Genomic DNA, 23,178 nt, shown 5'->3' with positions numbered 1-23,178 from the left:
CGCGTTCAGGCAGGGGCTTGCCACGGCGCCTCCCACCCGCCCCCCAGGGCCTGCACCAGCGCCACCACGGCCAGCTGGCGGTTGACCTGCAACTGCAGCAGCGCGCGCTGGGCAGACAGCGCCGACACCTGCGCTGCCACGACTTCGGTGTAACCCACCTGCCCCTCACGGTAGCGGTTGAGCAGCTGCTGCGCCGTGCGCTCGGCGGCCGATACGGCCTCGCGCCGCAGGGGCTCCTGTTCCTGCAGCGTGCGCAGCACCGTGAGCTGGTCTTCCACACTCTGGAAGGCCGTCAGCACCGTCTGCCGGTAGGCCGCCACACGGGCATCGCTTGCGGCCTGCGCCTCGTCCACCCGCGCGGCCGTGGCCCCTGCGTCAAACAGCGTCTGCGCAATGGACAGCCCCAGCGACCACACCGTGCCCGAGGCCCTGAACAGATCGGCCACGCTGCTGCCACCGCTGCCCAGCGTGGCACCCAGGCTGAGGCTGGGGAAGTAGGCCGCACGCTGAATGCCGATCTGCGCATTGGCCGCTGCCACCGCCCGCTCCGCCGCCGCAATGTCGGGACGGCGCTGCAGCAGGGTCGAGGGCACGCCCGGCGGTACCGCAGGCACTTCAGCCACCCACGGCGCGCTGGGCAGCGCGAAGTCTGCGGGGGCCCTGCCGGTGAGCACCGCCAGGGCGTGCTCGAACCGCGCCCGGTTCTGGCGCACGGTGGCCAGCTCGGCCCGCGCGTTCGCCAGCTGGGTCTGGGCCTGCAGCACGTCGGTCTGGGCCACCACCCCGGCGGCATAACGGTTACGGGCGATCTGCAGGCTGCGTTCGTAGCCCTCCACCGTGGCCTGCAGCAGCCCGATTTCCGCGTCGGCTTCGCGCAGCTGGAAGTAGGCGGCTGCCAGGCTGCCCACGGCAGACAGCCGGGCCGAGGCCAGATCCGCCTCGCTGGCCTGCGCACTCGCCTGGGCACTGTTGACGCTGCTTTCAAGCCGCCCCCACAGATCGGGCGCCCAGTCCACCCCCAGGGCGGCCTGGGTAGAGGTGCCCGACCGGCTGGCGCCCTCCCCGCCCGAGCGCGTGGCGCCGCCCGACAGGCCGACGGAGGGCAGCAGCCCTGCGCGCTGTTGCCGCACCACGGCCTGCGCCTGGGCATAGGCCGCCACAGCTGCGGCAATGTTCTGGTTGGACAGCTGCACCTGCTCTGCCAGCCGGTTCAGCTCGGCGTCTCCAAACAGCTCCCACCACGGGCCACGATCCAGCGCATCGGCGGGCGCGGCGGGCACCCAGGTGGCGCCGGCCTCCTTGAAGGCGGCCGGCACCGGCAACTCGGGACGCTGGTAGGGCGTGGTGACGGAGCAGGCAGAAAGCAGAGCCAACGCCAGCCCGAGGCTGACCCGGCGTGCAGCGCGCGCGCCGGCGTCGGAGGGGGTGAAAAGACGGTTCATGGGCGCAATCAGGTGGCGGCGCCAGGGACTGCGGCGCGGCTCAGTTGGTGTTCGTTGGGGGCGGGTCTGCGCAGTCTGTCCAGCAGCACATAGACCACCGGTGTGGTCAGCAGGGTGAGCAACTGGCTGGCAATCAGGCCGCCGATGATGGACACGCCCAGCGGCTGCCGCAGTTCAGAGCCCTGTCCAAACCCGATGGCCAGCGGCAAGGCACCCAGGGCTGCCGCCATGGTGGTCATGAGGATGGGGCGAAACCGCAGCATGCACGCCTCGCGCACGGCCGCCAGTGCCGTCAGGCCCCGGGCGCGTTCGGCCTCCAGCGCAAAGTCGATGATCATGATGGCGTTTTTCTTGACGATGCCAATCAGCAGGAACACGCCGATGAGGGCAATGATGGTGAACTGCATGTCAAACAGCAGCAACGCCAGCACAGCCCCCACGCCGGCCGAGGGCAAGGTGGTGAGCACCGTGATCGGGTGGATCAGGCTTTCGTACAGCACACCGAGCACGATGTAGATCACCACGATGGCCGCCAGGATCAGAAACGCCTGCTGTCCCTGGGACTGCTGGGCGCTCAGCGCGGTGCCCTGAAAACTGCCCCGCACATTGGTGGGCATGGCGATGTCTGCCTCGGCCTGGGCAATCACCTGCTGCGCCTGCCCGAGCGAGGTGCCCGGGTCAATGTTGAAAGAGATGGTGGTCGCCAGCTCGCCATCCTGGTGGCTGATGGAGGTGGGCGACGCCCGCTCTGCCACCCTGGCCACGGCACTGAGCGGCACCATGGTGGCAGGCGCCGTGCTGATCACGTTGCCGGTGGAGGCGCCCCGCTGCCCGGGGTTGGCTGTCGTTCCGGTCACGCCCGTCAGGTTGGAGGCCACGTACACGTCATTCAGCGCGGGCGGGCCGCGGGTGTATTCCGGCGCCCATTCCATGACGACGGCGTACTGGTTCAGCTCGCCATAGATGGTCGCCACGGAACGCTGCCCGAACGCGTTGTACAGGGCATTGTTGATGGCGGTGGAGCTCACCCCCAGGCGCGATGCGCTGGCGCGGTCCACCTCCACATAGGTTTCCACGCCGTTCTCGGACTGGTCGGTGTCCACGTCCTTGAGCAGGGCCTCTTCCTTGAGCCTGTCGGCCAGGCGCGTGGCCCACTGCTTCAGGTCGGCCAGGTTGTCGCTCTTGAGCGTGTACTGGTAGGTGGAGTTGCTGGACCGCCCGCCCATCCGCAGGTCCTGCACGGGGTTCAGAAACACGCGCAGCCCCGTGATCTGGTTGAGCTGCGGGCGCAGGCGGGCAATGACCGCCGGCGTGGTGTCGGTGCGCTGCTTGAGCGGCTTGAGGCTCACAAACATGAAGCCCCCTCCGGCACGGCTGCCGCCCGAGAATCCGACCACCGTATCCACGGCGGGGTCCTTGCGGATGATCTCCACCGCCTCACGAAGCTTGCGCGCCAGCGCATCCGACGAAATGCTCTGGTCCGCCCGCAGACCGGCGTTGAGCTGGCCGTTGTCCTGCTCGGGGAAATAGCCCTTGGGTATCTTGGCAAACAGGTAGACGTTGAGCCCGATCACCGCCAGGAGGATGAGCACGACCAGCCCCTTGCTGGCCAGCGCCCAGTCCAGGCTGCGCCCGTAGCCCCGCAACACGCCCTCGTAGCCCCGCTCTGCCCAGCGCGCCAGGCGCGAGGGCGGCTTGTCGTTGGCAGGGTCGTGCGCGCGCAGCAACCACGCGCACATCATGGGGGTGGTGGTGAGCGAGATGACCAGCGAAATCATCACCGCCACCGAGAGGGTGACGGCGAACTCGCGGAACAGCCGCCCCACCTGCCCGTCCATGAACAGAAGGGGGATGAAAACGGCCACCAGAGACAGGCTGATGGACAGCACCGTAAAGCCCACTTCACGCGCACCCAGCAGCGCGGCCTGCACGCGGCCCATGCCCGCCTCGATGTGGCGCATGGTGTTCTCCAGCACCACGATGGCGTCATCCACCACAAACCCGGTGGCCACCGTGAGGGCCATGAGGCTCAGGTTGTTGAGGCTGAATCCCAGGAAATACATCACCCCGAAGGTGCCCAGCAACGACACCACGGTGGCCACCGCGGGAATCACCGTGGCGCGCGCCTTGCGCAAAAAGAGCCCCACCACCAGTACCACCAGGGCGATGGAGACCATGAGCGTGAGCTCGATCTCGTGCAGGGAGGAGCGGATGGAGTTGGTGCTGTCGGACGCAACGGCAATCTGGATGTCCTGGGGCAACTGGGCCTGGAGATCGGGCAGCAAGGCCCGCACCGCATCCACCGTTTCGATGATGTTGGCGCCGGGCTGGCGCGTCACCAGCACCACGATGGCGGGCTCGCCATTGAACAGGCCCAGGGTCCGGCGGTTTTCCACGCCATCCACCACCCGGGCCACATCCCCCAGCCGCACGGCAGCGCCATTGCGCCAGGCAATCACCAGCGACTGGTACTCGGCTGCCTTGCGGGCGGGCGATGGCGTGTAGATCTGCAGGCGGCGGCCATCGCCTTCGATGGCGCCCTTGGGGCGGTTGGCGTTGGACGCCTGGATCGCCGCGCGCACATCCTCGGTACTGATGCCGTAGCGGTTGAGCGCAAACGGCAGCAGCTCCACGCGCACGGCGGGCAGCGAGCCGCCGCCGATTTCCACCTCGCCGACCCCATCCACTTGCGAAAGGCGCTGGCTCACCACGTTGGAGACCGCGTCGTAGATCTCGCCGGGCGTGCGCGTCTTGGACGTGAGCGCCAGGATGATGACGGGCGAAGCCGCCGAGTTGCGCTTGCGGTAGGTGGGGTTGCTGCGCAGCGTGGCGGGCAGGTCGGCCCGCGAGGCGTTGATGGCCGCCTGCACCTCGCGGGCCGCTGCGTCGATATCGCGGTTCAGATCAAACTGCAGGCTCACGCGGGCAGACCCGTTGGAGCTGGTCGATGTCATCTCGTTGACCCCGGCAATCACGCCCAGCCGCCGCTCCAGCGGCGTCGCCACGCTGGTAGCCATGGTTTCCGGGCTGGCACCGGGCAGGCTGGCCGATACCGAAATGGCCGGGTAGTCCACCTGCGGCAGGGGCGCCACCGGCAGCACAAAAAACGCTGCAATGCCCGCCAGCGCCACACCGATGGTGAGCAGGGCTGTGGCCACAGGCCTCTCGACGAAGGGGCGCGAAAGATTCACTGCGGCTCCCCCGCCTGCAGCGGTGCCGCCGCAGTCCCCCGGCCGGTCGCCCGGCGCCCCAGGCGGTCAAACGCCAGGTAGATCACCGGCGTGGTGAACAATGTGAGCAACTGGCTCAGGATCAGCCCGCCGAAGATGGCCAGCCCCAGCGGCCGGCGCAGCTCGGCGCCATCGCCCCAGCCGAGCATCAGCGGCAGAGCTGCAAACAGCGCCGCCAGCGTGGTCATGAGGATGGGCCGAAAACGCAGCAGCGCCGCCTGGTGGATCGCCTGCTCGGGCCCCATGCCCTGATTGCGCTCGGCGTCGATGGCGAAGTCGATCATCATGATCGCGTTCTTCTTCACGATGCCGATCAGGAGGATGATGCCGATGATGCCGATCACCCCCAGGTCGTTGCCGGTGAGCATCAGCGCCAGCAGCGCACCCACGCCGGCCGACGGCAGGGTGGAGAGGATGGTCACCGGATGGATGTAGCTCTCGTACAGCACCCCCAGCACGATGTATACGCACACCATGGCCGCCAGAATGAGCCAGAGCTGGCTGGACAGCGATTTTTCGTAGGCGCCAGCGGCACCCTGAAACTCCATCGTCAGTCCCTGCGGCAGGCCGATCTCTTGCGCGGCCGCCCGGATGGCGTCTACCGCGCGGCCCAGGGACACTCCCCCGGCCTTGTCAAAACCCAGCGTGGCTGCCGGGTACTGCGCCACACGCGTGATCTGAAGCGGCGCGAGCTGCTCACGGATGGTGGCCACTGCCGACAGCGGCGTGGGAGCACCGGACCCGGTGCGCAGCTGCAACGTACCCAGCGCCTCGGGGGAGGCGAGGTGCTCCTGCTGCGCCTCCAGGATCACACGGTACTGGTTGGTTTCCGTGAAGATGGTGGAGACGATGCGCTGGCCGAACGCGCTGTAAAGCGTGTCATCCACCGAACTGGCCGTGACCGACAGGCGTGACGCGGTGTTGCGGTCGATGTCCACATAGGCCGACAAACCCTGTGCGCCCGCATCGGTGGTGGCATTGCGCACCTGCGGCACGGTTTGCAGGCGCTCCACCAGCTTGTGCGTCCAGGCGTTGACCTGGGCGGAATCCACACCGCCAATCGACAGGCGGTATTCCGTGGGCCCGGTTTCCGCGTCGATCGTCAGATCCTGTGTGGGCTGAAGGTAGAGGGTGACCCCCGCCACCGATTGGACCCGCTGGCGCAGCCGTTCGATGATCGCAGCCTGATCATCGCGACGTGGCTTGAGGTTGATGAGCATGCGCCCCGCATTCAGCATGGTGTTGTTGGCCGCATCCACCCCTACAAACGAGCTCAGCGACTCCACGTCCGGGTCCTGCAGGATGGCCCGCGCCGCCGCCTGCTGCAGCTCGCTCATGCGCGCATACGATACATCCTGCGAGGCCTCGATGCGCGCCTGCAGCTGGCCCGTGTCCTGCGTGGGGAAGAGGCCTTTGGGGATGACCACATACAGCAGCGCCGTGAGCGCCAGCGTCAGCACGGCCACCAGCAGGGTGGCACCCTGGTGCCGAAGCACCCATTGAAGCCAGCGGTCATAGCCGGCAATCACGCAGTCAAAGCCCCGGTTGATGCGCCCGGCCAGGCCGCCGGGACCGCCCTCCGGCTCGGCACGCAGCCAGCGCGCCGCCATCATGGGGACCAGGGTGAGCGATACCACGCCCGAGATCAGGATGGTGATGGCCAGGGTCACCGCGAACTCGCGGAACAGCCGTCCCACCACATCGCTCATGAACAGCAACGGGATCAGCACCGCGATCAGCGACACCGTGAGCGAGATGATGGTGAAGCCGATCTGCGTGGCACCCTTGAGCGCGGCCTGGAACGGCGGCTCGCCCTTTTCGAGGTAGCGGGCGATGTTCTCGATCATCACGATGGCGTCGTCCACCACAAAGCCGGTGGCAATGGTCAGCGCCATCAGGCTCAGGTTGTTCAGGCTGTAGCCCAGCAGGTACATCACGCCGCAGGTCCCGATGAGCGAGATGGGCACCGCCAGGCTGGCAATGATGGTGGCGCGCAGGCTGTGCAAAAAGAAGAAGATGACCAGCACCACCATCAGCACGGCCAGCGCCAGCTCCATCTCCACATGGTGCACCGAGGCCCGGATGCCCTTGGTGCGGTCTGACAGCACCTCGACCTTGAGCGAGGCGGGCAGACCGGCCTGCAGCTCGGGCAGCTGCTTCTTGATGTTGTCCACTGTGGCGATCACGTTGGCGCCTGGCTGGCGCTGCACGTTCAAAATAATCGCGGGGGTCAGCGTGGCCCCCACACTCCCCGCTTCGCGTGGTTCGCTGCCCCCCGAGGGAGCGTTCGCTTGCTTGGGGCGGCCCGGCGCGGCGCTCAGGCCAGCCCAAGCGCCCAGCCGGTTGTTCTCGGCGCTTTCCACCACCCGCGCCACGTCCAGCATGCGCACGGGCGCCCCATTGCGCCAGGAGACGATGAGGTTCCTGTAGTCGTCCACCGTCAGGAGCTGGTCGTTGGCATTGATGGTGTAGGACCGCTGGGGCCCGTCAAAACTGCCCTTGGCGCTGTTGGCATTGGCCGATGTGATGGCCGTGCGCAAGGTGTCGAGGCCGATGCCGTACGAGGCCAGCGCCCTGGTGTCGGCCTGGATGCGCATCGCCGGGCGCTGACCGCCCGCCAGCGACACCAGGCCCACGCCGCCCACCTGGCTGATCTTCTGGGCCAGGCGCGTGTTCACCAGGTTCTGCACTTCGGTCAGCGGCAGCGTGTCGGAGCTGATGGCCAGCGTCAGCACCGGTGCGTCGGCAGGGTTCACCTTGGCATACACCGGGGGCGCGGGCAGGTCTGCGGGCAGCAGTGAATTGCCCGCATTGATGGCCGCCTGCACCTCCTGCTCGGCCACATCCAGCGCCAGCCCCAGGCTGAACTGCAGCGTGATGATCGATACCCCCGACGCGCTGGTGGACGCCATGCGCTCGAGCCCCGACATCTGGCCGAACTGGCGCTCCAGCGGGGCACTCACCGTGCGGCTCATCACTTCGGGGCTGGCACCCGGGTACAAGGTCTGGACCTGGATGGTGGGGTAGTCCACCTCCGGCAAGGCCGACAGCGGCAGAAAGCGGAAACCCACCAGCCCAGCCAGCACGATGGCCACCATCAGCAGCGCCGTGGCCACCGGCCTTTCAATGAACGGACGCGAAGGACTCATGCTGCCCCTTCAAGGGTTCTGCGGCGGGCGCTGGCGGCGCTGGCCGCCTTCCCCCGGCGCCGAAGCACCTCCGCGGGGCGCGGATGCGCCATTGCGCGGCCCCCGGGCGCCTGCGGCGCCCGGCAGCTGCACGGCCATGCCGTCCTGTAAGCGGTCACCGCCTTCCGTCACCACCCGCTCGCCCTCCTGCAGGCCTTCCACGATGGCAATCAGCCCCACCGTGGCCTGCCCGCGTTTGACCTTTCGCAGCGACACCGTGCGGTCTTCGTTGATCACATATACATAGTCGCCATTGGCGCCCGTGCGCACTGCGGTGACAGGCACCACCACCGCCGGAACATTGCGCAGCAGCAGCTGCACGTTCACGAACTGATTGGGAAACAGCGTGCCTGCAGCGTTGTCAAACCGTGCCTTGGCCTTGACGGTGCCGGTGGTGGTGTCCACCTGGTTGTCCAGCGTGGAGAAGCGGCCCTTGTCCAGCTCGGCCTTGCGCGTGCGGTCCAGCGCCGTCACGGCCAGCGCCGTCGCATCGGCTTGGGCAGCCAGAATGTCCCCCACGCGGTCCTGCGGAACCGAGAACTGCACGTCAATCGGCGCCACCTGCGTGATGGTGGCAAGGCCAGCGGCATCGCCCGAGGTGACGTAGTTGCCCGCGTCCACGGTGCGCAGGCCGATGCGGCCCGACACGGGCGCCGTGATGCGTGTGTAGTCCAGGTTCAAGCGGGCCGCGCTCTCCTGCGCACGGTTGGTCATTACCGTGCCTTCCAGCTGCTTGACCAGTGCGGCCTGGGTGTCCACGTCCTGGCGGGCAATCGAGTCCTGCGACAGCAGCGTGCGATAGCGCGCAAGGGTCAGACGCGCGTTTTCCAGCTGCGCCTCGTCCCGCTGGCGGGTGCCCTGGGCCTGCATCAGGGCCTGCTCGAAAGGCCGGGGGTCGATCTGGGCCAGCAGCTGCCCCTTCCTGACCATCTGTCCCTCGGTGAACAGCACCTGGGTGAGCATGCCGGACACCTGGGGGCGCAGCGTGACGGTGGTGGCGGGGATGACGGTGCCCAGCGCGTCGATGACCACGGGCAGCTCGGCCTTGCGCACCGCGGCATCGCCCACCGTCACCATGGGACGTCCGCCGCCACCAAAGCCCGGGGGCCCACCCGATTCACCATTGGCCCGCTGAATGAGGTACCACGCCGCGGCGCCCACCAGGGCCACCAGCGCCAGCGCCAGCAAGCTCCCCGCCCATCGGGATCGACTGCGCGGTTTGTGGAGGGGGTCTGGTGGCTGGGGGGCAGATGGGGGCGCGTTGACTTCTTGCGGGTTCATGGCGGTCCTGATTCGGGTTCTGGGGCGGCGGGCCTTGCGCGTCGCTGCAATGGCCTCTATGGAATGCCATGGACCCGCGCCGTACCGAATCGTAGAGGGTCAGCCCCGCCTCTGCCTTGAATGCCGTGCGAAGAAAAGTAAACCTTGGGGTCAAAACGCTTGTGCCGGCGACAGCGAGCCGCGTTTGGCCCCGCAGGTCGCGCCACGCATGTGCATTTCACGGCGCCGACCCGCCATTTCATCGCACGCCGGTGGCGCCGCCGGGGTCGGGCGGGCACAGTCCGGCCCATCGCACCGACACCCGCCCCGAGGACACGATCATGCAGCTCACCCCCGCCATCGCCATCCACCTGGCCGCAGCCGTGGCTGCCACCGCCATCGGCCCGCTGGCCCTTTGGGCCCGCAAGGGCCGGCAGCAGCGCCCTCGCCTGCACCGCGCGGCAGGCTACGCCTGGGTCACGCTGATGGCGACCACGGCGGTATCCGCCCTTTTCATCAGTGGCAGCGTGGGTCCGCGCCTGGCCGGCTTTGGCGTCATCCATCTGCTCGTGCCCGTCACGCTGTTCGGCCTGGTGGGCTCGTTCATCTACCTGGCGCGGGGCAACATCTCCGCCCACCGCAAGACCATGCAGGGCCTGTACTTCGGCGCCTGCGTGACGGCGGGCGTCTTCACGCTGCTGCCCGAGCGCGTCCTGGGCCATGCCCTGTGGTCCGCACTGGGCGTGATCTGACCCCACCGCCATCGACCCCTGGCCAACCTCTTTCAGGAACTTCACCATGCTGATGCAATTGATCATCCAACAGCCCCAGACGCTGGGGCCCATCCTCCAGCGCACACCCACCTGGGTCTGGGGCCTGCTGGCCGGCCTGCTGTGGCTGGGTGCCAGCCAGCTGCGCGACCGCCCGGTGGGGCGGGTGCGGGCACTGGCCACGCCCCTGGCCATGGCGGCACTGTCGGTCTATGGCGTAGCCTCGGCCTTTGCACCCGCAGGGCAGGCCACCACGGCGCTGGGCGCGTGGCTGGTGGCGGCCACGGCCCTGGCAGCGATGGCCCTGTGGTTCCAGCCCACAGCCCCTGCCAACACGCAGTACCTGCCGCAGGCGCGGAGCTTCTGGATCCCTGGCAGCGCCATGCCGATGGCGCTCATCATGGCCATCTTCCTGACCAAGTACTTTGTGGGTGTGGAGCTGGCGCTGCAGCCCACACTCGCCGCCAGTGGCGAGTTTGCCCTGCAGATCGGCACGCTGTATGGCATTTTCAACGGCCTGTTTGCCGCCCGCGCTCTGCGTCTGTGGCGTCTCGTCCGGGGCAGCACGGCGCAGCAGGCGCCCACCGGCCTGGCCCACCCCACCGCCTGAGCGTGGCTTCCTGATTCACACCTTTTTTCCAGCGAGACACTCACCATGCGCTCTAACACACTCTCTGACCCCGCCGATGCCACCGAACGCCTGGCCCGCCGCCGCGCCAGCGCCAAGCTGGGCTGGCTGGTCCATGTCATCGTCTACCTGCTGGTCAACACGCTGCTGGTGACCCTGTCCCTATCCAGCGGCCGGGGCTGGGCTGTGTTCCCCCTGCTGGGTTGGGGGGTGGGGCTGGCGGTGCACGGCGCCGTGGTGTTCATCACCACCGGCGGCGCAGGCATTTACGACCGCATGGTGCAGGCCGAACGCAAGCGCGTGGCCCGGCAACCGGGCGCTGGCAGCTGAACCCTGAGGAGATGGACCCATGCCCTACACCCCCCCCGGTCTGGTCGACCGCATGGCGGCGTTCCTTGCCCAGCACCTGCTGCCCGTGGCTGCTGCGGCAGCGCCGCACTGAACGGCTCCCCCCCATGCTGCTCATCTCCGCCATTTCCCTTGGGCTGCTCGGTACCATGGCGCGGCCCTCCCTCCTGCGGCAGCGCCGCATCACCCCCATGCTCGTGACCTTTGCCCTGGTTTTGATCGCCTTCGTGGCCGTGCTGGCCTCTGCCCTTGTCTTGGGCGGACCGCGCGACATTGCGCCGCTGGCTAGCGTCAACAACCCGTTTGAGAAGGTGGACTTCAGCCGCGTCCCGCCTGCGCAGCGCTTCACGGCACGTGATGGCACCCCGCTCGCCTGGTACGGCTACGCGCCTGCACCTGGCGCCACTGCGGAAGGTGCGCCGGTACGGCGCGTGGTGCTGGTCCACGGCTCGTCATCGCGCGCGCGGTCGCTGCATGTGCTGGCAAGCGCCCTGGCAGCCCAGGGGTACGCGGTAGCCGCGCTCGACATGCGCGGCCATGGTGAATCCGGCCCGCGCGGGCACGTGGCGTACATCGGCCAGCTGGAAGACGATGTGGAGGACTTCCTGAACGCCGTGCCCCACGCCGGCCCGCAGACGCTGATGGGCTTTTCTGCAGGCGGCGGGTTTGCCCTGCGGTTTGCGGGCGGGGAGCGGCAGGCGCGGTTCGACCACTACGTGCTGTTGTCGCCCTTCATCCACCAGGATGCCCCCACGGCGCGCCCCGACGCAGGCGGCTGGGCAGCAGTGGGCGTACCCCGGCTGATCGCGCTCACGCTGCTCAACCGCGCGGGCATCACGCAGTGGAACCACCTGCCGGTGCTGCGCTTTGCGCTGGACGAAGCATCGCGCGCGGGCCTGACGCCCAGCTACTCCTACAGCCTGGCGATGAACTTCCGCCCGCAGCTCGACTACGCCAGCAACATCCGGAGCGCCCGGGGCAGCGTGTGCATCGTGGCCGGGCAGGACGATGAACTGTTTTATGCCGACCGCTATGCCGCGTTGTTTGCCCAGTCCGGCAAGCATGTTCCCGTCACTCTCGTGCCCGGCGTGAACCACATGGGCCTCACGCTGGATGCCCAGGCCGTGGCCGCCGTGGCGCAGCACGCCTGCCCGGCATAGCCCCGCCTAGAATCTCTGCAGCGCCATCCAGCATCGACCCACCACCATGCCCTCCCCCCTGAGCACCGAAGAGATCGAAGCGCTGGCCCAGCGGCGCGCCAATGCCAAGCTGGGCTGGTATGTGCACGCCATTGTGTTCGTGCTCGTCAACGCGCTGCTGTTTGCTCTGTCGCGCCATGGGTTCGGCACACGGCCGTGGTCGGTGTACCCGCTGCTGGGCTGGGGGCTGGGTCTGGCGCTGCACGGGGTGTCGGTGTTTTTGCTGGGCGGCGGCAGCGGCCTGCGGGAACGCATGGTGCAGCGTGAGCGCGATGCGCTGCAGCGTGAGCAGGCCAAGAAGCAGCCCCGCGAGTAGCCCGCGCCATGCTGCTGCAGCGCCCGTTCAACGGCATCACCAAGCTGCGCCACTACCTTCAGGTGCTGGCCTTCACGCTGGTGGTGGCCACCCTGCAGTACGCCTTCATGCCCGACAAACCCTACGGGCCGCCGGTGGTGTATTCGGTGCTGATCGGCAGCTTCACCTGGGCCATCATTGACCTGGGGCGCGAATTGCTGCCCTCGGCCGCCGAAACCGGCTGGCCCCAGGGCTGGCAAGGCATTGCACTGGTGGCGGCGGGCATCGTCTTGGGATATGTGGCGGGCACGCTGCTGGCCGATGCGCTGTGCGTGTACTACTTCCACTTCTACCCCGCGGGCGCCTCGCTGTCGGGCGCAGACCAGCGCACCTCCATCCTCATCACGGCAATTGCCGGGCTGGTGGGCACCTACTACTTCTATGCCATCCACAAGTCGGCCTACCTGGAAGACAAGATGGCCGAGGCGCGCATGCACGCCAACGACGCGCGCCTGAAGCTGCTGGAAACGCAGCTGGAGCCGCACATGCTGTTCAACACGCTGGCCAACCTGCGCGTGCTGATCGGCAGCGACCCCGCCCGCGCGCAGCACATGCTGGACCGAATGATCGGCTACCTGCGCGCCACGCTGGCGGCGTCGCGCAGCACACGGCACCCGCTGTCGGCGGAGTTTGCGCGGCTGCAGGACTACCTGGAACTCATGGCCGTGCGCATGGGACCACGCATGGCCTACACGCTGGAGCTGCCCGATGCGCTGCAGGACGCGCCCGTGCCGCCGTTGCTGCTGCAGCCCCTGGTGGAAAACGCCATCCGCCACGGACTGGAGCCCCAGGTGCAGGGCGGCCACATCGCCGTGCGCGCCAGCACCCGCCCGGGGGCCACGGGCCCGCTGCTGGTCATCGAAGTGAACGACACGGGCGCAGGCCTGCCCGCTGCGCTGCCCACCCCGGGGCCCGGCCAGAGCTTTGGCCTCGCCCAGGTGCGCGAGCGACTGGCCACCCTGCACGGCAGCCAGGGAACTCTCGAATTGATAGCTGTCAGCGCAGGTGGGACAAGCGCCACAGTCACTTTTCCCTTAGAGAAACCTGTGAGCACACCATGATGTTTGCCCCGCCCAGCGCCCTGATCGCCGAAGACGAGCCCCTGCTGGCCGCAGCGCTGCAACAGGAGCTGGCCCACGCATGGCCTACGCTGCAGATCGCGGCCACGGTGGGCGACGGGATATCGGCCGTGCAGCAGGCCCTGTCGCTGCTGCCCGACCTGCTGTTCTTCGACATCCGCATGCCGGGCCAGAGCGGTCTGGACGCCGCCGTGGAGCTGGCCGACGCATGGCCTGCCGACCGGCCCTTTCCCGCGCTGGTGTTTGTGACGGCCTACGACCAGTACGCCGTGCAGGCGTTTGAGGCACAGGCCGTGGACTACCTGCTCAAACCCGTGCAGGCGGCCCGGCTGCAAAAAACAGTGCAAAAACTGCAGTTAGCGCTTATGAATAAAGCGCAACCAGCTATCAATTTGGAAGCAACAATGGAACAGCTGCGGCATCTGCTGGCAGCGCCCGGCATTGCCTCGCCACCTGCTGCAGCGGCACCTAGCAGCACCGCCCCCCTCACCCTCATCCAGGCCAGCAGCGGCAGCCAGATCCACATGGTGCCGGTGGCCGACGTGCTGTACTTTGAAGCGGCAGACAAATACGTGCGTGTGCTCACGGCAGCGCGTGAGTATCTGATCCGCACGCCGCTCAAGGAACTGACGGGCCAGCTGGATACGCAGGTGTTCTGGCAGATCCACCGCAGCACCCTGGTGCGCGCCAGCGCCATCACCACGGTGACGCGCGACGAGGCGGGCAAGCTGCACCTGGAGCTGGCGGGCCGGGCCGAGAAGCTGCCGGTAAGCCGGCTTTATGCCCACCTGTTCAAGGCGATGTAGTCAGCCCATCCGTCTAGCCGGGCAGGTCTACCACCGTGCCCCAGGGCACGCCGGGCAGCGCCTCGTAGTGCGCAACCACCACCACGCGCCCCGGCTTGGCAGCCACCTGCGTCAGCGCACGCGCCAGGTAAGCCACCGACGGCTTGTCGAGCCCGCCCACAGGCTCGTCGATCAGCGTGAGCAGCGCGCCCGACGCCAGCGCACCGGCCATCAGCACCTTGCGTTTGCTGCCGGTGGAGAGGGCGTAGAACGGCTTGTCCAGGTGTTCGTGCAGCGTGAAGCCCTCGATGTGCGCCGCCAGGGCTGCGGCGTCCCACTGGGGGTAGCGGGCGGGCAAGGTGTCCAGCCAGCCCCGGGCCGTGAGCTTGTCCAGATCGCCCGAGCGGGGGTCGACCCAGAAGACTTTTTGCGCATAGGCCTTGGGCGTGTCGCTCAGGCGCACACCCTGCAGCGTGATGCGCCCGGCCTGCGCCGTGAGTTCACCCGCCAGCAGGCGCAGCAGCGTGGTCTTGCCACTGCTTTCGTCGCCACGCACCAGCGCCAGGCCTGCGGGCAGCGCCACCGACCACTGGTTGAGCACCCCACATTCGGGATAGGCAAAACACAGCCCATCCACCTGCAACACCACGTTCTCAGACATCCTGCTTCCTTGGGTATGTTGCGCAGGACATTCCGTACAAGCCTGCGCCGGTCCAGGATTCTAGAGAGCGGTCGAGTGGGTCTCGGCTTTGCGCCGCCACCGTGCCCACAGCCAGCCACCGGTCTGGTTGACCACCAGGCCACACAACACGGCGGCTGCGCCCGCCCACTGCAGAGGCAAGGGTGTCTCGCCCAAAAAAGCGTATGCAGCCCAAAGCCCCACCACCGGCACCAGCAGCGAAAACGGCGTCACCCGCCCGGCCGCGTGGCGTTGCAGCAGCTGCGTCCACAGCGTGTAGGCCAGCAAGGTGGCCAGCAATGCGAGGTAAAGCACTGCGAGCAAGGCCCTGCCGTCCACCGCCTGCAATTGCGCCACGACACCGCTGGCGCCTTCGATCCACACCGCCAGCGCAAAGAACGGAACGATGGGCACCACGCTGCTCCACACGATGAACGGAAACGGCGCATAAGCCCCTGCCTGCGCAGCGCGGCGCGCCACCAGGTTGGACACCGCCCACATGAAGGCCGCGCCGAGGGTGAGCACAAAACCGGCCAGCGTCATCTGCCCGGGCCCTTCTCCATGGGCAAGACCAATCGTCATGAGCCCGCCAAACGCCAGCAGCAGACCCCACCACTGCCAGGGTTTGGCGCGCTCACCCAGCAGCGGTGCAGCCAGCAGCAGCGTAAAAAACGCCTGCGTCTGCATGACCACCGACGCCATGCCCGCCGTCATGCCCAGCTGCAGCCCCAAGAACAGAAAGCCGAACTGCCCCAGCCCCTGCGCCAGCCCGTAGCCCACCACAAAACGCCAGGGCATGGATGGGCGGGGCACGAACAGCAGAAATGGCAGGGATGCCGCACTGAAACGCAGGGCACCCAGCAGCATGGGGCTGAGCCCCTGCAAGCCCAGCTTCATCACCACAAAGTTCAGCCCCCAGATGACCACCACGGCCAGCGCGCGCAGCAGGTCGCCACGGCTCAGTGTCCGCGCCGTCATGCAGCCACCGCCGCAGCCGCAGCCACCGGCCGCCCTTGGCGCGCCCGGGCAGCCACAAAGGCTTCGAACGCTTCAGCGCTGGTCTTGCCGGGCGCGTAGCCCAGCACCTCCTTGAGCGCGGTGTTGAGCAGCACGGGGCGGTAACGCAGAAAGTCCAGCTGCTCGGGCCCGTAGCGGCTCAGGCCCAGCGCGGAGCCCACCGCCAGCGCGGCACGCAGCAGGCCCGCAGGCAACTCCAGCACCGGTTTACCGAGGCGCCAGGCGATCTCGCGCAGCGGCAGCGCACCATCGCCCGCCAGGTTGAAACAGCCAGCGCGCTGTGTGCGCAACGCATGCAGGATGGCGCCGGTCACGTCCTCATCCCAGATGAAAACAAACGGGCTCTCGCTGCCACGGATGGCCAGCAGGCGCGGTTTGTCGAACAGCGCGGTGATCTGGTTGTCCACCCGCTCGCCCAGGATGGTGCCGATGCGCAGCACCGTCTGCGCCAGCGCGGCGTGGTCGACGCGGTACTGCGCCAGCATCTCCTCGACCAGCCGCTTGTGGTGGGCATAGGCAAACACCTCATTGCCGCGCAGCGCATCGGTCTCGCGCAGCCAGGCAGGGTTGTCGGCGTGGTAGCCATAGGCCGCGCCGCTGGAGCTGACCACGATGTGCTTGACCCCCGTGGCCACACAGGCATCGAGCACATTCTTGCTGCCGAGCACATCCACGGAATACTCAAACTCGCGGTTGGAGCCTTTGCCCGGCGTGACGATGGAGGCCAGGTGCACCACGCTGTCGATGGCATGGTCGGCGAGCGTCTGCACCAGTGCCGGGTCGCGCACGTCCTGCACCAGATAGGTCACGCCGGGTAGGCGGCGCTCGGCAGGCACCTCGCGCACATCGGCCGCCACCAGCGTGTGCACCCCCTCGCGCGCAAGCGCGGCCACTACACCCCGGCCCAGAAAGCCGTCGGCCCCGGTCACCAGAATGCGGCGCGACATCAATGCAGAGTCCGTCATGCGCCGTGCTCCTTGGCTGCGGCTACCAAGGGCACCACGGCGGGCTTGCGCCCCCACCACCCCGCCAGCGCCAGGCCCGCGATGATGTCCCAGAAGCCCCACACACCCGCTACCACCGCCATGCCGCCCAGGCCACCAAAGAAGCTGAAGATCAGCACCAGGCCCAGCCCGGCGTTGCGGATACCCACTTCAATGCTTACCGCGCGCCGGTCATAGTCCGGCAAGCCACTGAGCCGCGCGCAGGCATAGCCGGTGCCAAAAGCCAGCGCGTCATGCAACACCACGGCCAGCAGCACCAGCCCCACGTAGTCCAAGAAGTAGCGCCAGTTGCCCGCCACGGCGCCGACGATGAAACCGATCAGGCAGACAAAGCTCAGGATGCGCACGGGCTTGGTCACCCGTTTCGTGAAACGTGGCAATTTCTCGGCGCACAGGATGCCGAACACAAACGGCAGCCCGATGATGACCACGATGTGCGCCGCCATCTCCAGCGGGTCGAGCGCAATGCTGCGCAAGAGCGGTGCCGCCGTGGGGTGCATGCCGCCCCAAAAGGCAAAGTTGAGCGGCATGAGCACGATGGCCAGCGCGTTCGAGATTGCCGTCATCGACACCGACAGCGCCACATTCCCACCCGCACGGTGCGTGAGGATATTGCTCACGTTGCCCGGCGGGCAGCAGGCCACCAGGATCATGCCCAGCGCAATGCTGGGGCCGGGTTTGAGGAGCAGCGTGAGCACAAAGGTCACTGCAGGCAGCACGATGAACTGGGCGGCGATGCCCACCGCCATCGCACCGGGCATGCGCAGCACGCGCTTGAAGTCGGCCACGCGCGTATCGAGCGCAATGCCGAACATGAGAAAGCCCAGCACCACGTTGAGCGCCACCAAGGACGCGGGGTTGAAGTTGAGGCGTATTTCGTCGACGGGCAGCATAGATAACCTTTGAGTTCAGTTCTTCACCGCGTATTGCGAAACGCGCAACGCACGAAACTGTCGCAGCGACAGCGCGGGACGCCGAGCAAGGGCCGCCCCGCCGCGAGGGCGTCGTCCCCTTGCCCGCAGTGCGCAGCGCTGCGAGAGCGGGGGGAAGGCGCGCAGCGCCTCAGGGGGGCTTTCATGCCAGGGCAGCGGCCGCTGCCCGCACCGCGTTGCGGTAGGTGTCTTTGTGCACGTAGTACGCCATGCGTTCGAGCTTGAGGTACTTGAAGCCACCCGACAGATCGGGTGGAGGCCCGGCCTTGGCCTGGCGCAGGGCCTCGGCACGCGGCGACCCCTCAGCCTGCGCCTTGAAAAAGCGTGCCACCAGCGCCGCCTGTTCGTAGCGGCCTTGCCAGCCGATGCCGCTGGCCTCGATCATGCCCATCACCGCCAGGTTGTCGAAACGCGGCGACAGGATGTTGAGGTACAGCTGCGGCGCCATGCCTTGCCAGTTGAGCAGGCTGTGGTCGATGAAGGGGTAGTGCAGCTTGTAGCCGGTGGCACAAAGCACCAGGTCGTAATCTTGCGCGCTACCGTCCTTGAAGTGCACGGTATGCCCTTCAAAGCGTGCGATGTCGGGCTTCACATGGATGTCGCCATGGCCCAGGTGGTGCAGCACCAGCGAGTTCACCACGGGGTGCGACTCGTACATCTTGTAGTCGGGCTTGGGCAAGCCAAACCGCGCCGGGTCGCCGGTGAACCACTGCAGCACCACGCTGTCGACCTTCTGCTTGAGCCACGGCGGCATCTTGAACTTGCCGCCCAGCGTGTCGGCGGGCTGGCCGAACACGTATTTGGGGACGAAGTAGTAGCCGCGCCGCACCGACAGATCCACGCTGCGCGCGTAATGCACCGCATCCACGGCTATGTCGCAGCCCGAGTTGCCCGCGCCCACCACCAACACGCGTTTGCCTTTGAACAACTCGGCGCTTTTGTAGGCGCTGGTGTGCAGCAGTTCGCCATCAAACTGGCCTTCAAAGCGCGGCATGTTGGGCTCGGCCAGCGTGCCGTTGGCAATCACCACACCCTTGAACTCTGCGGTCTGCGCGGGTCCGCCGTGCTGGCTCCAGGTGATGCGCCACAGCGGCGCTGCGCCCTCGCCCACGGGTTCCACCTTCAAGACGCGGGTGCCAAACCAGTAGCTGGGACGCAGGCCAAAGTGCGCGGCAAAGTCCATGAAGTACTGCCGCATCTCGCGGTGGCTGGGGTAGTCGGCCACCTCGGGCCGCATGGGGAACTCGGTGAATTCTGTGGTGTGTTTGCTGGAGATGAGGTGTGCCGATTCGTAGACCGTGCTGCGCGGGTTCTCGATGTTCCACAGGCCGCCCACGTCGGTGTGTGCTTCAAAGCCCTGGAAGGGCACGCCCAGCTTTTGCAGGTTGCGCGCAGCCGCCAGGCCACTGGGGCCTGCGCCTATCAGAGCGATCTGGGTGCCGGTATCTGCCACAGTGGGTGTTGTCTCCGTTGTCATGCGTTCTTGCTTTCGTTGTGTATCGGTGTCTCCGCAGGCAACGGCAGGCCCGGAATGGCCGTGGCCCCCGCCTCGCCCACGCGCGGCTTGCGCGGCTGGCCGAGCAGAAGTCGGTCGTGCAGGGCGTCGGGCAACAGGTTCAGCAAGCGGGCCAGCCAGCCGATGCGCGCGGGCAGCACGATGTGGGTACGACCTTGCGCGACGCCCGCCAGCAGGTCCCGGGCTGCGGCTTCGGGCTCCATCAGGCCCGGCATGGCAAAACGATTGCCCGCCGTGAGCGTGGTGCGAAGGTAGCCAGGGCTCACCGTGCTGACCACAATGGATTCGCCGCGCAGCTCGGCACGCAGGCTCTCCAGGTAGCGGATGAGCCCGCCCTTGCTCGCGCAATAGGCACCGTTGCCCGGCATGCCGCGCCAGCCCGCAATGCTGGCCACACCCACCAGGGCGCCGCGCCGCTGAGCGCGCATGGCTTTCACAAACGGCTGAAAGGTGGTGGCCGCGCCCAGCAGGTTGATCTCCAGCATACGGCGCAGCACCGCGAGGTCGTCGGCTTCGGCAGTGTCAAAGCCGCCTGCCACGCCCGCGTTGGCAATGACGAGGTCGGGCACCGCGCCCGAGCGCGCCATCCAGTCGGCCGCCATGGCCTGCATCGCCGTGCTGTCGGACACATCGGGCGTGTACACCGCGCAGCGCCCAGGCGCCAGCGCAGCCAGTGCCTGCAACGTGGGCAAGTGAAGCCCCACCAGCGCCACGGCGGCGCCCTGGCCGATCAGCTCCCGCGCCAGGGCCTGGCCCAGGCCACCACAAGCGCCTGTGAGTACCGCGTTCCGAAAAGTCGCCGCCATGAGCACCCCGTGAAATGTTGGTTTGCAGCTTAGCCACAATGCCCAATAATCCCGAAATGTTTTATGGATTCGTCTCGAATTCCGGGATTTATGACCAACTCATCCCCCAGCCTGCGCCTGTTTGAGCTGCTGGAAATCATGTGCGCCCACGGCCGCCCGTTCAGCCTGGCAGATGCCATCGAGGCCACCGGCTGGCCCAAACCCAGCGTGCACCGCATGCTCGGCCAGCTCGAAAGCGGTGGCCTGCTGGCGCGCGAGCCCGACGGGCGCCGCTACACCCCGGCGCCGCGGCTGCTGAGGCTGGCCGAAAGTACCCTCAGTGCAGGCACGCAGCATGGCGTGCGCCACGCGGTGCTGCGCCAGCTGGTGGCCGACATTGGCGAGAGCTGCAACCTCACGGCGCTCAGCGGCGCCGAGGTGATCTACCTGGACCGCGTGGAGTCGGCCTTTCCGCTGCGCATGGAGCTGCGGCCCGGCACGCGCGTGCCGATCCACTGCTCGGCCAGCGGCAAGCTGTTTCTGGCCCACCTGTCGGCCGCGCGCCGGGCGGCGATCCTGGACGGCCTGCCACTGACCCGCCACACGGCCACCACCTTGACCGACCGCGCCGCCCTGGAGGCCGAGCTGGAGCAGATCCTGCGGCAAGGCTACGCCACCGACGCCGAGGAGTTTGTGGACGGTCTTGTCTGCGTGGCCGTGCCCGTGCTGGCCGGGGGGCGGCGCCCGGTGCGCAGCGCCGTAGCATTGCAGGCGCCAGCAGCCCGCATGGCACTCGCCCAGGCGCTGCAGCAGGTGCCCCGCCTGAGCGAAGCAGCCCAGGCCCTGGGCCGCACCTGGACATGAGCGTGAATGCAATCTATGAACCTGAACTACCTGGATTTCGACTACAGCGAAGACGCGGACGGCACGGGCACTTTTGATGCGATGGCGAGCGTATCGCCCGCGCAGGTTCCTGCGTTGCACGCAGAAATCAGCGCGATGCTGGCCTGGGCGCACCGGCATTGGCCCGATGCCTGTGCCCCTTTGGAGGACGGCGGGGTGTGGCACTACGACCTGCACGGATCGCTGGAGAAAAGCACGCCTCTGAAACTGTCGTTCGACGAAGCATCCGGGGCACTCCACACAACGACCGGGATACCAGGGTCACCCCGCACCACCATCACCTTCACCCTCAGCGGCAGCGCAGATTTCTGCGCTGCGCTGCGGGGCGATTTCGAAGTGGGTTGAATCCCCAAGGCTGCTCCCAAAGGCTCTCAAAAGCCCCACGGTCCATACAGGTTACCGGGCCGAAAGCGGCGTATTGCGTCAGCGCCGCTACAGTTGCGACTCCTTGGTTCAACTTGATACTGGAGAGTCTAATGCTGTCACGCCGTCACTTCCTGGGCGCAAGCCTGGCCACCACCGTCTACGCGGCGGGCTCCTTTGTCCCCGTGTGGGCCCAAAACGCGCCCAACTTCGGAACCCCCACGCTGCCCAGCCCAGGCTTTCGCCGCATGAAAGTCGGCGACGTGGAAGTGATAGCGCTGAACGATGGCATCACGCGCCGCCCTCTGGGGGAAGAGTTTGTCAAGAACGCTCCGATCACCGAAGTGCGTGCGCTGCTGGCGTCGCAAGGCCTGCCCACGGACTACATCGACGTGCCCTACACGCCTTTCCTGGTGGTGGCCGGTGCGAGAAGGATCCTCATCGACACCGGCCTGGGCGAGTTCGGCGGTGCCACCACCGGAAAGCTCCTGGAGAGCCTGCGCGCGGCCGGATTCCAGGCCACTGACATCGACACGGTGCTGATCAGCCACTTCCACGGCGACCACATCAATGGCCTGCGCAACAAGGCGGGCGAATGGACTTTTCCCAAGGCCAAGGTAATGGTTCCAGCGGCTGAACACGCATTCTGGATGGACGACGCGCGCATGGCCGCAGCCCCCGCAGGCATGAAAGGCGCGTTCGAGAACGTACGCCGCACCTTTGCCACCATGCCCGCAGACACACTGGTGCAGTTCGCGGCAGACACGGAAGTCGCCCCCGGCATCAAGTCGGTGGCGGCCTATGGCCATACCCCCGGGCACACGCTGTTTGAACTCAACTCGGCAGGGCAGACGTTCTTCTACGTGGCAGACCTGACCAACGTGCCGGCCCTGTTTGCACGCAATCCGGACTGGGCGGTGACTTTTGACATGGACGCCGAAGCAGCGCGCAAGGTACGCCGCGATGTGTTCCAGCGGATCACCGCCAGCAATGCCATGCTGGGGGGCTTCCACTTCCCGTTCCCAGCCTTCGGTCGCATGCAAGCGTCAGGCAACGGCTATGCGTTCCAGCCTGCCACCTGAAGGGTTGCTGAGCCGCCGCACCCTTCTGGGCGCGGCCCTGGGCTCCGGCCTGGCGTCAGCGCATGCCCAGACGGTGCAGGAAGAAGGCAATCCCCAGGCCCTGCTCCGAAAGGGTGGGGTCGTGGTGGCATTTCGCCATGCGTTGGCACCCGGCACTTTCGATCCGCCGGGGTTTCGCCTGGGCGATTGCAGCACCCAGCGCAATCTCAGCGAGCAAGGCAGGGACCAGGCCCGCCGCATGGGGGAATGGTTCCGCGCGCGCCAGCTGGAGCCCACCCGGGTGCGGTCCAGCCCCTGGTGCCGCTGCATCGACAGTGCCACGCTGACCTTTGGCGCCCCCCAGGTGTGGCCGGCGCTCGGTTCGCCACGTGGCGTCAGCGAAAGCACGGGAGCGCAGCATTTGCAGGAACTCCAGGAGGCACTGGTTGCGGTGGCGGGCCAGACTGGACGCTTTGAAGCCTGGTTCACGCACATGTTTGTGCTGTCTGACCTGACGGGCTACTCCGCGCAGTCTGGCGAAGGGCTCATTCTCGCGCCAGGACCCAGCGGCAAAGCGCGCGTGCTGGGTCGTATCGCGCCGCCTGCGTAAAAGCGGGCCGTTCGCCTACAGCAG

Annotated in this window: 21 protein-coding genes; 11 read left to right on the top strand and 10 right to left on the bottom strand. The window is 67.4% G+C overall.

Annotation, left to right across the window (positions count from 1 at the left end):
- Window positions 1-5: 5 nt before the first annotated feature.
- The 4 genes from KYG_RS00430 to KYG_RS00415 are packed head-to-tail and all read right to left on the bottom strand — an operon-like array spanning window position 6 to window position 9,141.
- Window positions 6-1,442 carry an efflux transporter outer membrane subunit gene (locus tag KYG_RS00430; RefSeq protein ID WP_008902853.1) on the bottom strand — a complete coding sequence of 479 codons (1,437 nt, stop codon included), beginning with the start codon at window positions 1,440-1,442 and terminating at the stop codon, window positions 6-8.
- 8 nt (window positions 1,443-1,450) lie between these two features.
- A complete protein-coding gene (locus KYG_RS00425; RefSeq protein WP_034692344.1) occupies window positions 1,451-4,633 on the bottom strand; it encodes an efflux RND transporter permease subunit in 3,183 nt (1,060 codons plus the stop codon).
- Window positions 4,630-7,821: an efflux RND transporter permease subunit gene (locus KYG_RS00420; protein WP_034692342.1), complete on the bottom strand. Its 3,192-nt coding sequence runs from the start codon at window positions 7,819-7,821 to the stop codon at window positions 4,630-4,632. The genes KYG_RS00425 and KYG_RS00420 overlap by 4 nt, the downstream gene beginning before the upstream one ends.
- Before the next feature lie 9 nt (window positions 7,822-7,830).
- The gene (locus tag KYG_RS00415) at window positions 7,831-9,141 is read right to left on the bottom strand and encodes an efflux RND transporter periplasmic adaptor subunit (protein ID WP_034692339.1); all 1,311 of its coding nucleotides are present in this window, start codon (window positions 9,139-9,141) and stop codon (window positions 7,831-7,833) included.
- Window positions 9,142-9,461: 320 nt separating this feature from the next.
- On the opposite strand from KYG_RS00415, the gene KYG_RS00410 reads away from it, so the two are divergent.
- The 7 genes from KYG_RS00410 (at window position 9,462) to KYG_RS00380 (ending at window position 14,305) form a co-directional block, all read left to right on the top strand.
- Entirely contained in the window at window positions 9,462-9,872 is a 411-nt protein-coding gene (locus KYG_RS00410) for a DUF2306 domain-containing protein (protein WP_008902849.1), read from the top strand.
- A 46-nt stretch (window positions 9,873-9,918) separates the two neighbouring features.
- Window positions 9,919-10,500, top strand: coding sequence for a DUF6622 family protein (locus tag KYG_RS00405; protein WP_008902848.1), 582 nt, complete (start codon window positions 9,919-9,921; stop codon window positions 10,498-10,500).
- Window positions 10,501-10,545: 45 nt separating this feature from the next.
- Window positions 10,546-10,848 (top strand): 2TM domain-containing protein, encoded by a 303-nt coding sequence (locus KYG_RS00400; RefSeq protein ID WP_008902847.1) that lies wholly within the window; start codon window positions 10,546-10,548, stop codon window positions 10,846-10,848.
- A 125-nt stretch (window positions 10,849-10,973) separates the two neighbouring features.
- Window positions 10,974-12,026: an alpha/beta hydrolase gene (locus tag KYG_RS00395; RefSeq protein WP_008902845.1), complete on the top strand. Its 1,053-nt coding sequence runs from the start codon at window positions 10,974-10,976 to the stop codon at window positions 12,024-12,026.
- 46 nt (window positions 12,027-12,072) lie between these two features.
- Window positions 12,073-12,381 carry a 2TM domain-containing protein gene (locus tag KYG_RS00390; RefSeq protein ID WP_008902844.1) on the top strand — a complete coding sequence of 103 codons (309 nt, stop codon included), beginning with the start codon at window positions 12,073-12,075 and terminating at the stop codon, window positions 12,379-12,381.
- Between the two features lie 8 nt (window positions 12,382-12,389).
- A complete protein-coding gene (locus tag KYG_RS00385) occupies window positions 12,390-13,481 on the top strand; it encodes a sensor histidine kinase (protein ID WP_008902843.1) in 1,092 nt (363 codons plus the stop codon).
- Window positions 13,478-14,305, top strand: coding sequence for a LytTR family DNA-binding domain-containing protein (locus KYG_RS00380; RefSeq protein WP_008902842.1), 828 nt, complete (start codon window positions 13,478-13,480; stop codon window positions 14,303-14,305). Before KYG_RS00385 ends, KYG_RS00380 begins: the two co-directional genes overlap by 4 nt.
- 13 nt (window positions 14,306-14,318) lie before the next feature.
- Here the strand turns inward: KYG_RS00380 and KYG_RS00375 are convergent, their stop codons facing one another.
- From KYG_RS00375 to KYG_RS00350, 6 genes are all read right to left on the bottom strand, one after another.
- Window positions 14,319-14,945 (bottom strand): ATP-binding cassette domain-containing protein, encoded by a 627-nt coding sequence (locus tag KYG_RS00375; protein ID WP_008902841.1) that lies wholly within the window; start codon window positions 14,943-14,945, stop codon window positions 14,319-14,321.
- Between the two features lie 60 nt (window positions 14,946-15,005).
- Window positions 15,006-15,941 carry an EamA family transporter gene (locus tag KYG_RS00370; RefSeq protein ID WP_008902840.1) on the bottom strand — a complete coding sequence of 312 codons (936 nt, stop codon included), beginning with the start codon at window positions 15,939-15,941 and terminating at the stop codon, window positions 15,006-15,008.
- Window positions 15,938-16,945: an NAD-dependent epimerase/dehydratase family protein gene (locus KYG_RS00365; protein ID WP_008902839.1), complete on the bottom strand. Its 1,008-nt coding sequence runs from the start codon at window positions 16,943-16,945 to the stop codon at window positions 15,938-15,940. Before KYG_RS00365 ends, KYG_RS00370 begins: the two co-directional genes overlap by 4 nt.
- Window positions 16,942-17,877 (bottom strand): bile acid:sodium symporter family protein, encoded by a 936-nt coding sequence (locus KYG_RS00360; RefSeq protein WP_008902838.1) that lies wholly within the window; start codon window positions 17,875-17,877, stop codon window positions 16,942-16,944. Before KYG_RS00360 ends, KYG_RS00365 begins: the two co-directional genes overlap by 4 nt.
- Window positions 17,878-18,058: 181 nt before the next feature.
- Window positions 18,059-19,393 (bottom strand): NAD(P)/FAD-dependent oxidoreductase, encoded by a 1,335-nt coding sequence (locus tag KYG_RS00355; protein ID WP_008902837.1) that lies wholly within the window; start codon window positions 19,391-19,393, stop codon window positions 18,059-18,061.
- The gene (locus tag KYG_RS00350; RefSeq protein ID WP_008902836.1) at window positions 19,390-20,238 is read right to left on the bottom strand and encodes an SDR family oxidoreductase; all 849 of its coding nucleotides are present in this window, start codon (window positions 20,236-20,238) and stop codon (window positions 19,390-19,392) included. The genes KYG_RS00355 and KYG_RS00350 overlap by 4 nt, the downstream gene beginning before the upstream one ends.
- Window positions 20,239-20,328: 90 nt before the next feature.
- Between KYG_RS00350 and KYG_RS00345 the strand changes: the two genes are divergently transcribed.
- From KYG_RS00345 to KYG_RS00330, 4 genes are all read left to right on the top strand, one after another.
- On the top strand, window positions 20,329-21,081 hold the full coding sequence (locus KYG_RS00345; protein WP_008902835.1) for an IclR family transcriptional regulator: 753 nt from the start codon (window positions 20,329-20,331) through the stop codon (window positions 21,079-21,081).
- A 6-nt stretch (window positions 21,082-21,087) separates the two neighbouring features.
- Window positions 21,088-21,465 carry a hypothetical protein gene (locus KYG_RS00340; protein WP_369749565.1) on the top strand — a complete coding sequence of 126 codons (378 nt, stop codon included), beginning with the start codon at window positions 21,088-21,090 and terminating at the stop codon, window positions 21,463-21,465.
- 131 nt (window positions 21,466-21,596) lie between these two features.
- Complete coding sequence (locus KYG_RS00335) at window positions 21,597-22,565, top strand: MBL fold metallo-hydrolase (protein WP_008902833.1); 969 nt, start codon at window positions 21,597-21,599, stop codon at window positions 22,563-22,565.
- Entirely contained in the window at window positions 22,543-23,154 is a 612-nt protein-coding gene (locus KYG_RS00330) for a histidine phosphatase family protein (protein WP_008902832.1), read from the top strand. The genes KYG_RS00335 and KYG_RS00330 overlap by 23 nt, the downstream gene beginning before the upstream one ends.
- The last annotated feature ends 24 nt before the right edge of the window (window positions 23,155-23,178 follow it).

The organism is Acidovorax sp. NO-1 (genome assembly GCF_000238595.1).
Taxonomy (GTDB): domain Bacteria; phylum Pseudomonadota; class Gammaproteobacteria; order Burkholderiales; family Burkholderiaceae_C; genus Acidovorax.
Note: the sequence above shows the minus strand (reverse complement) of the source record. Positions and strands in the feature narration are given on the sequence as shown.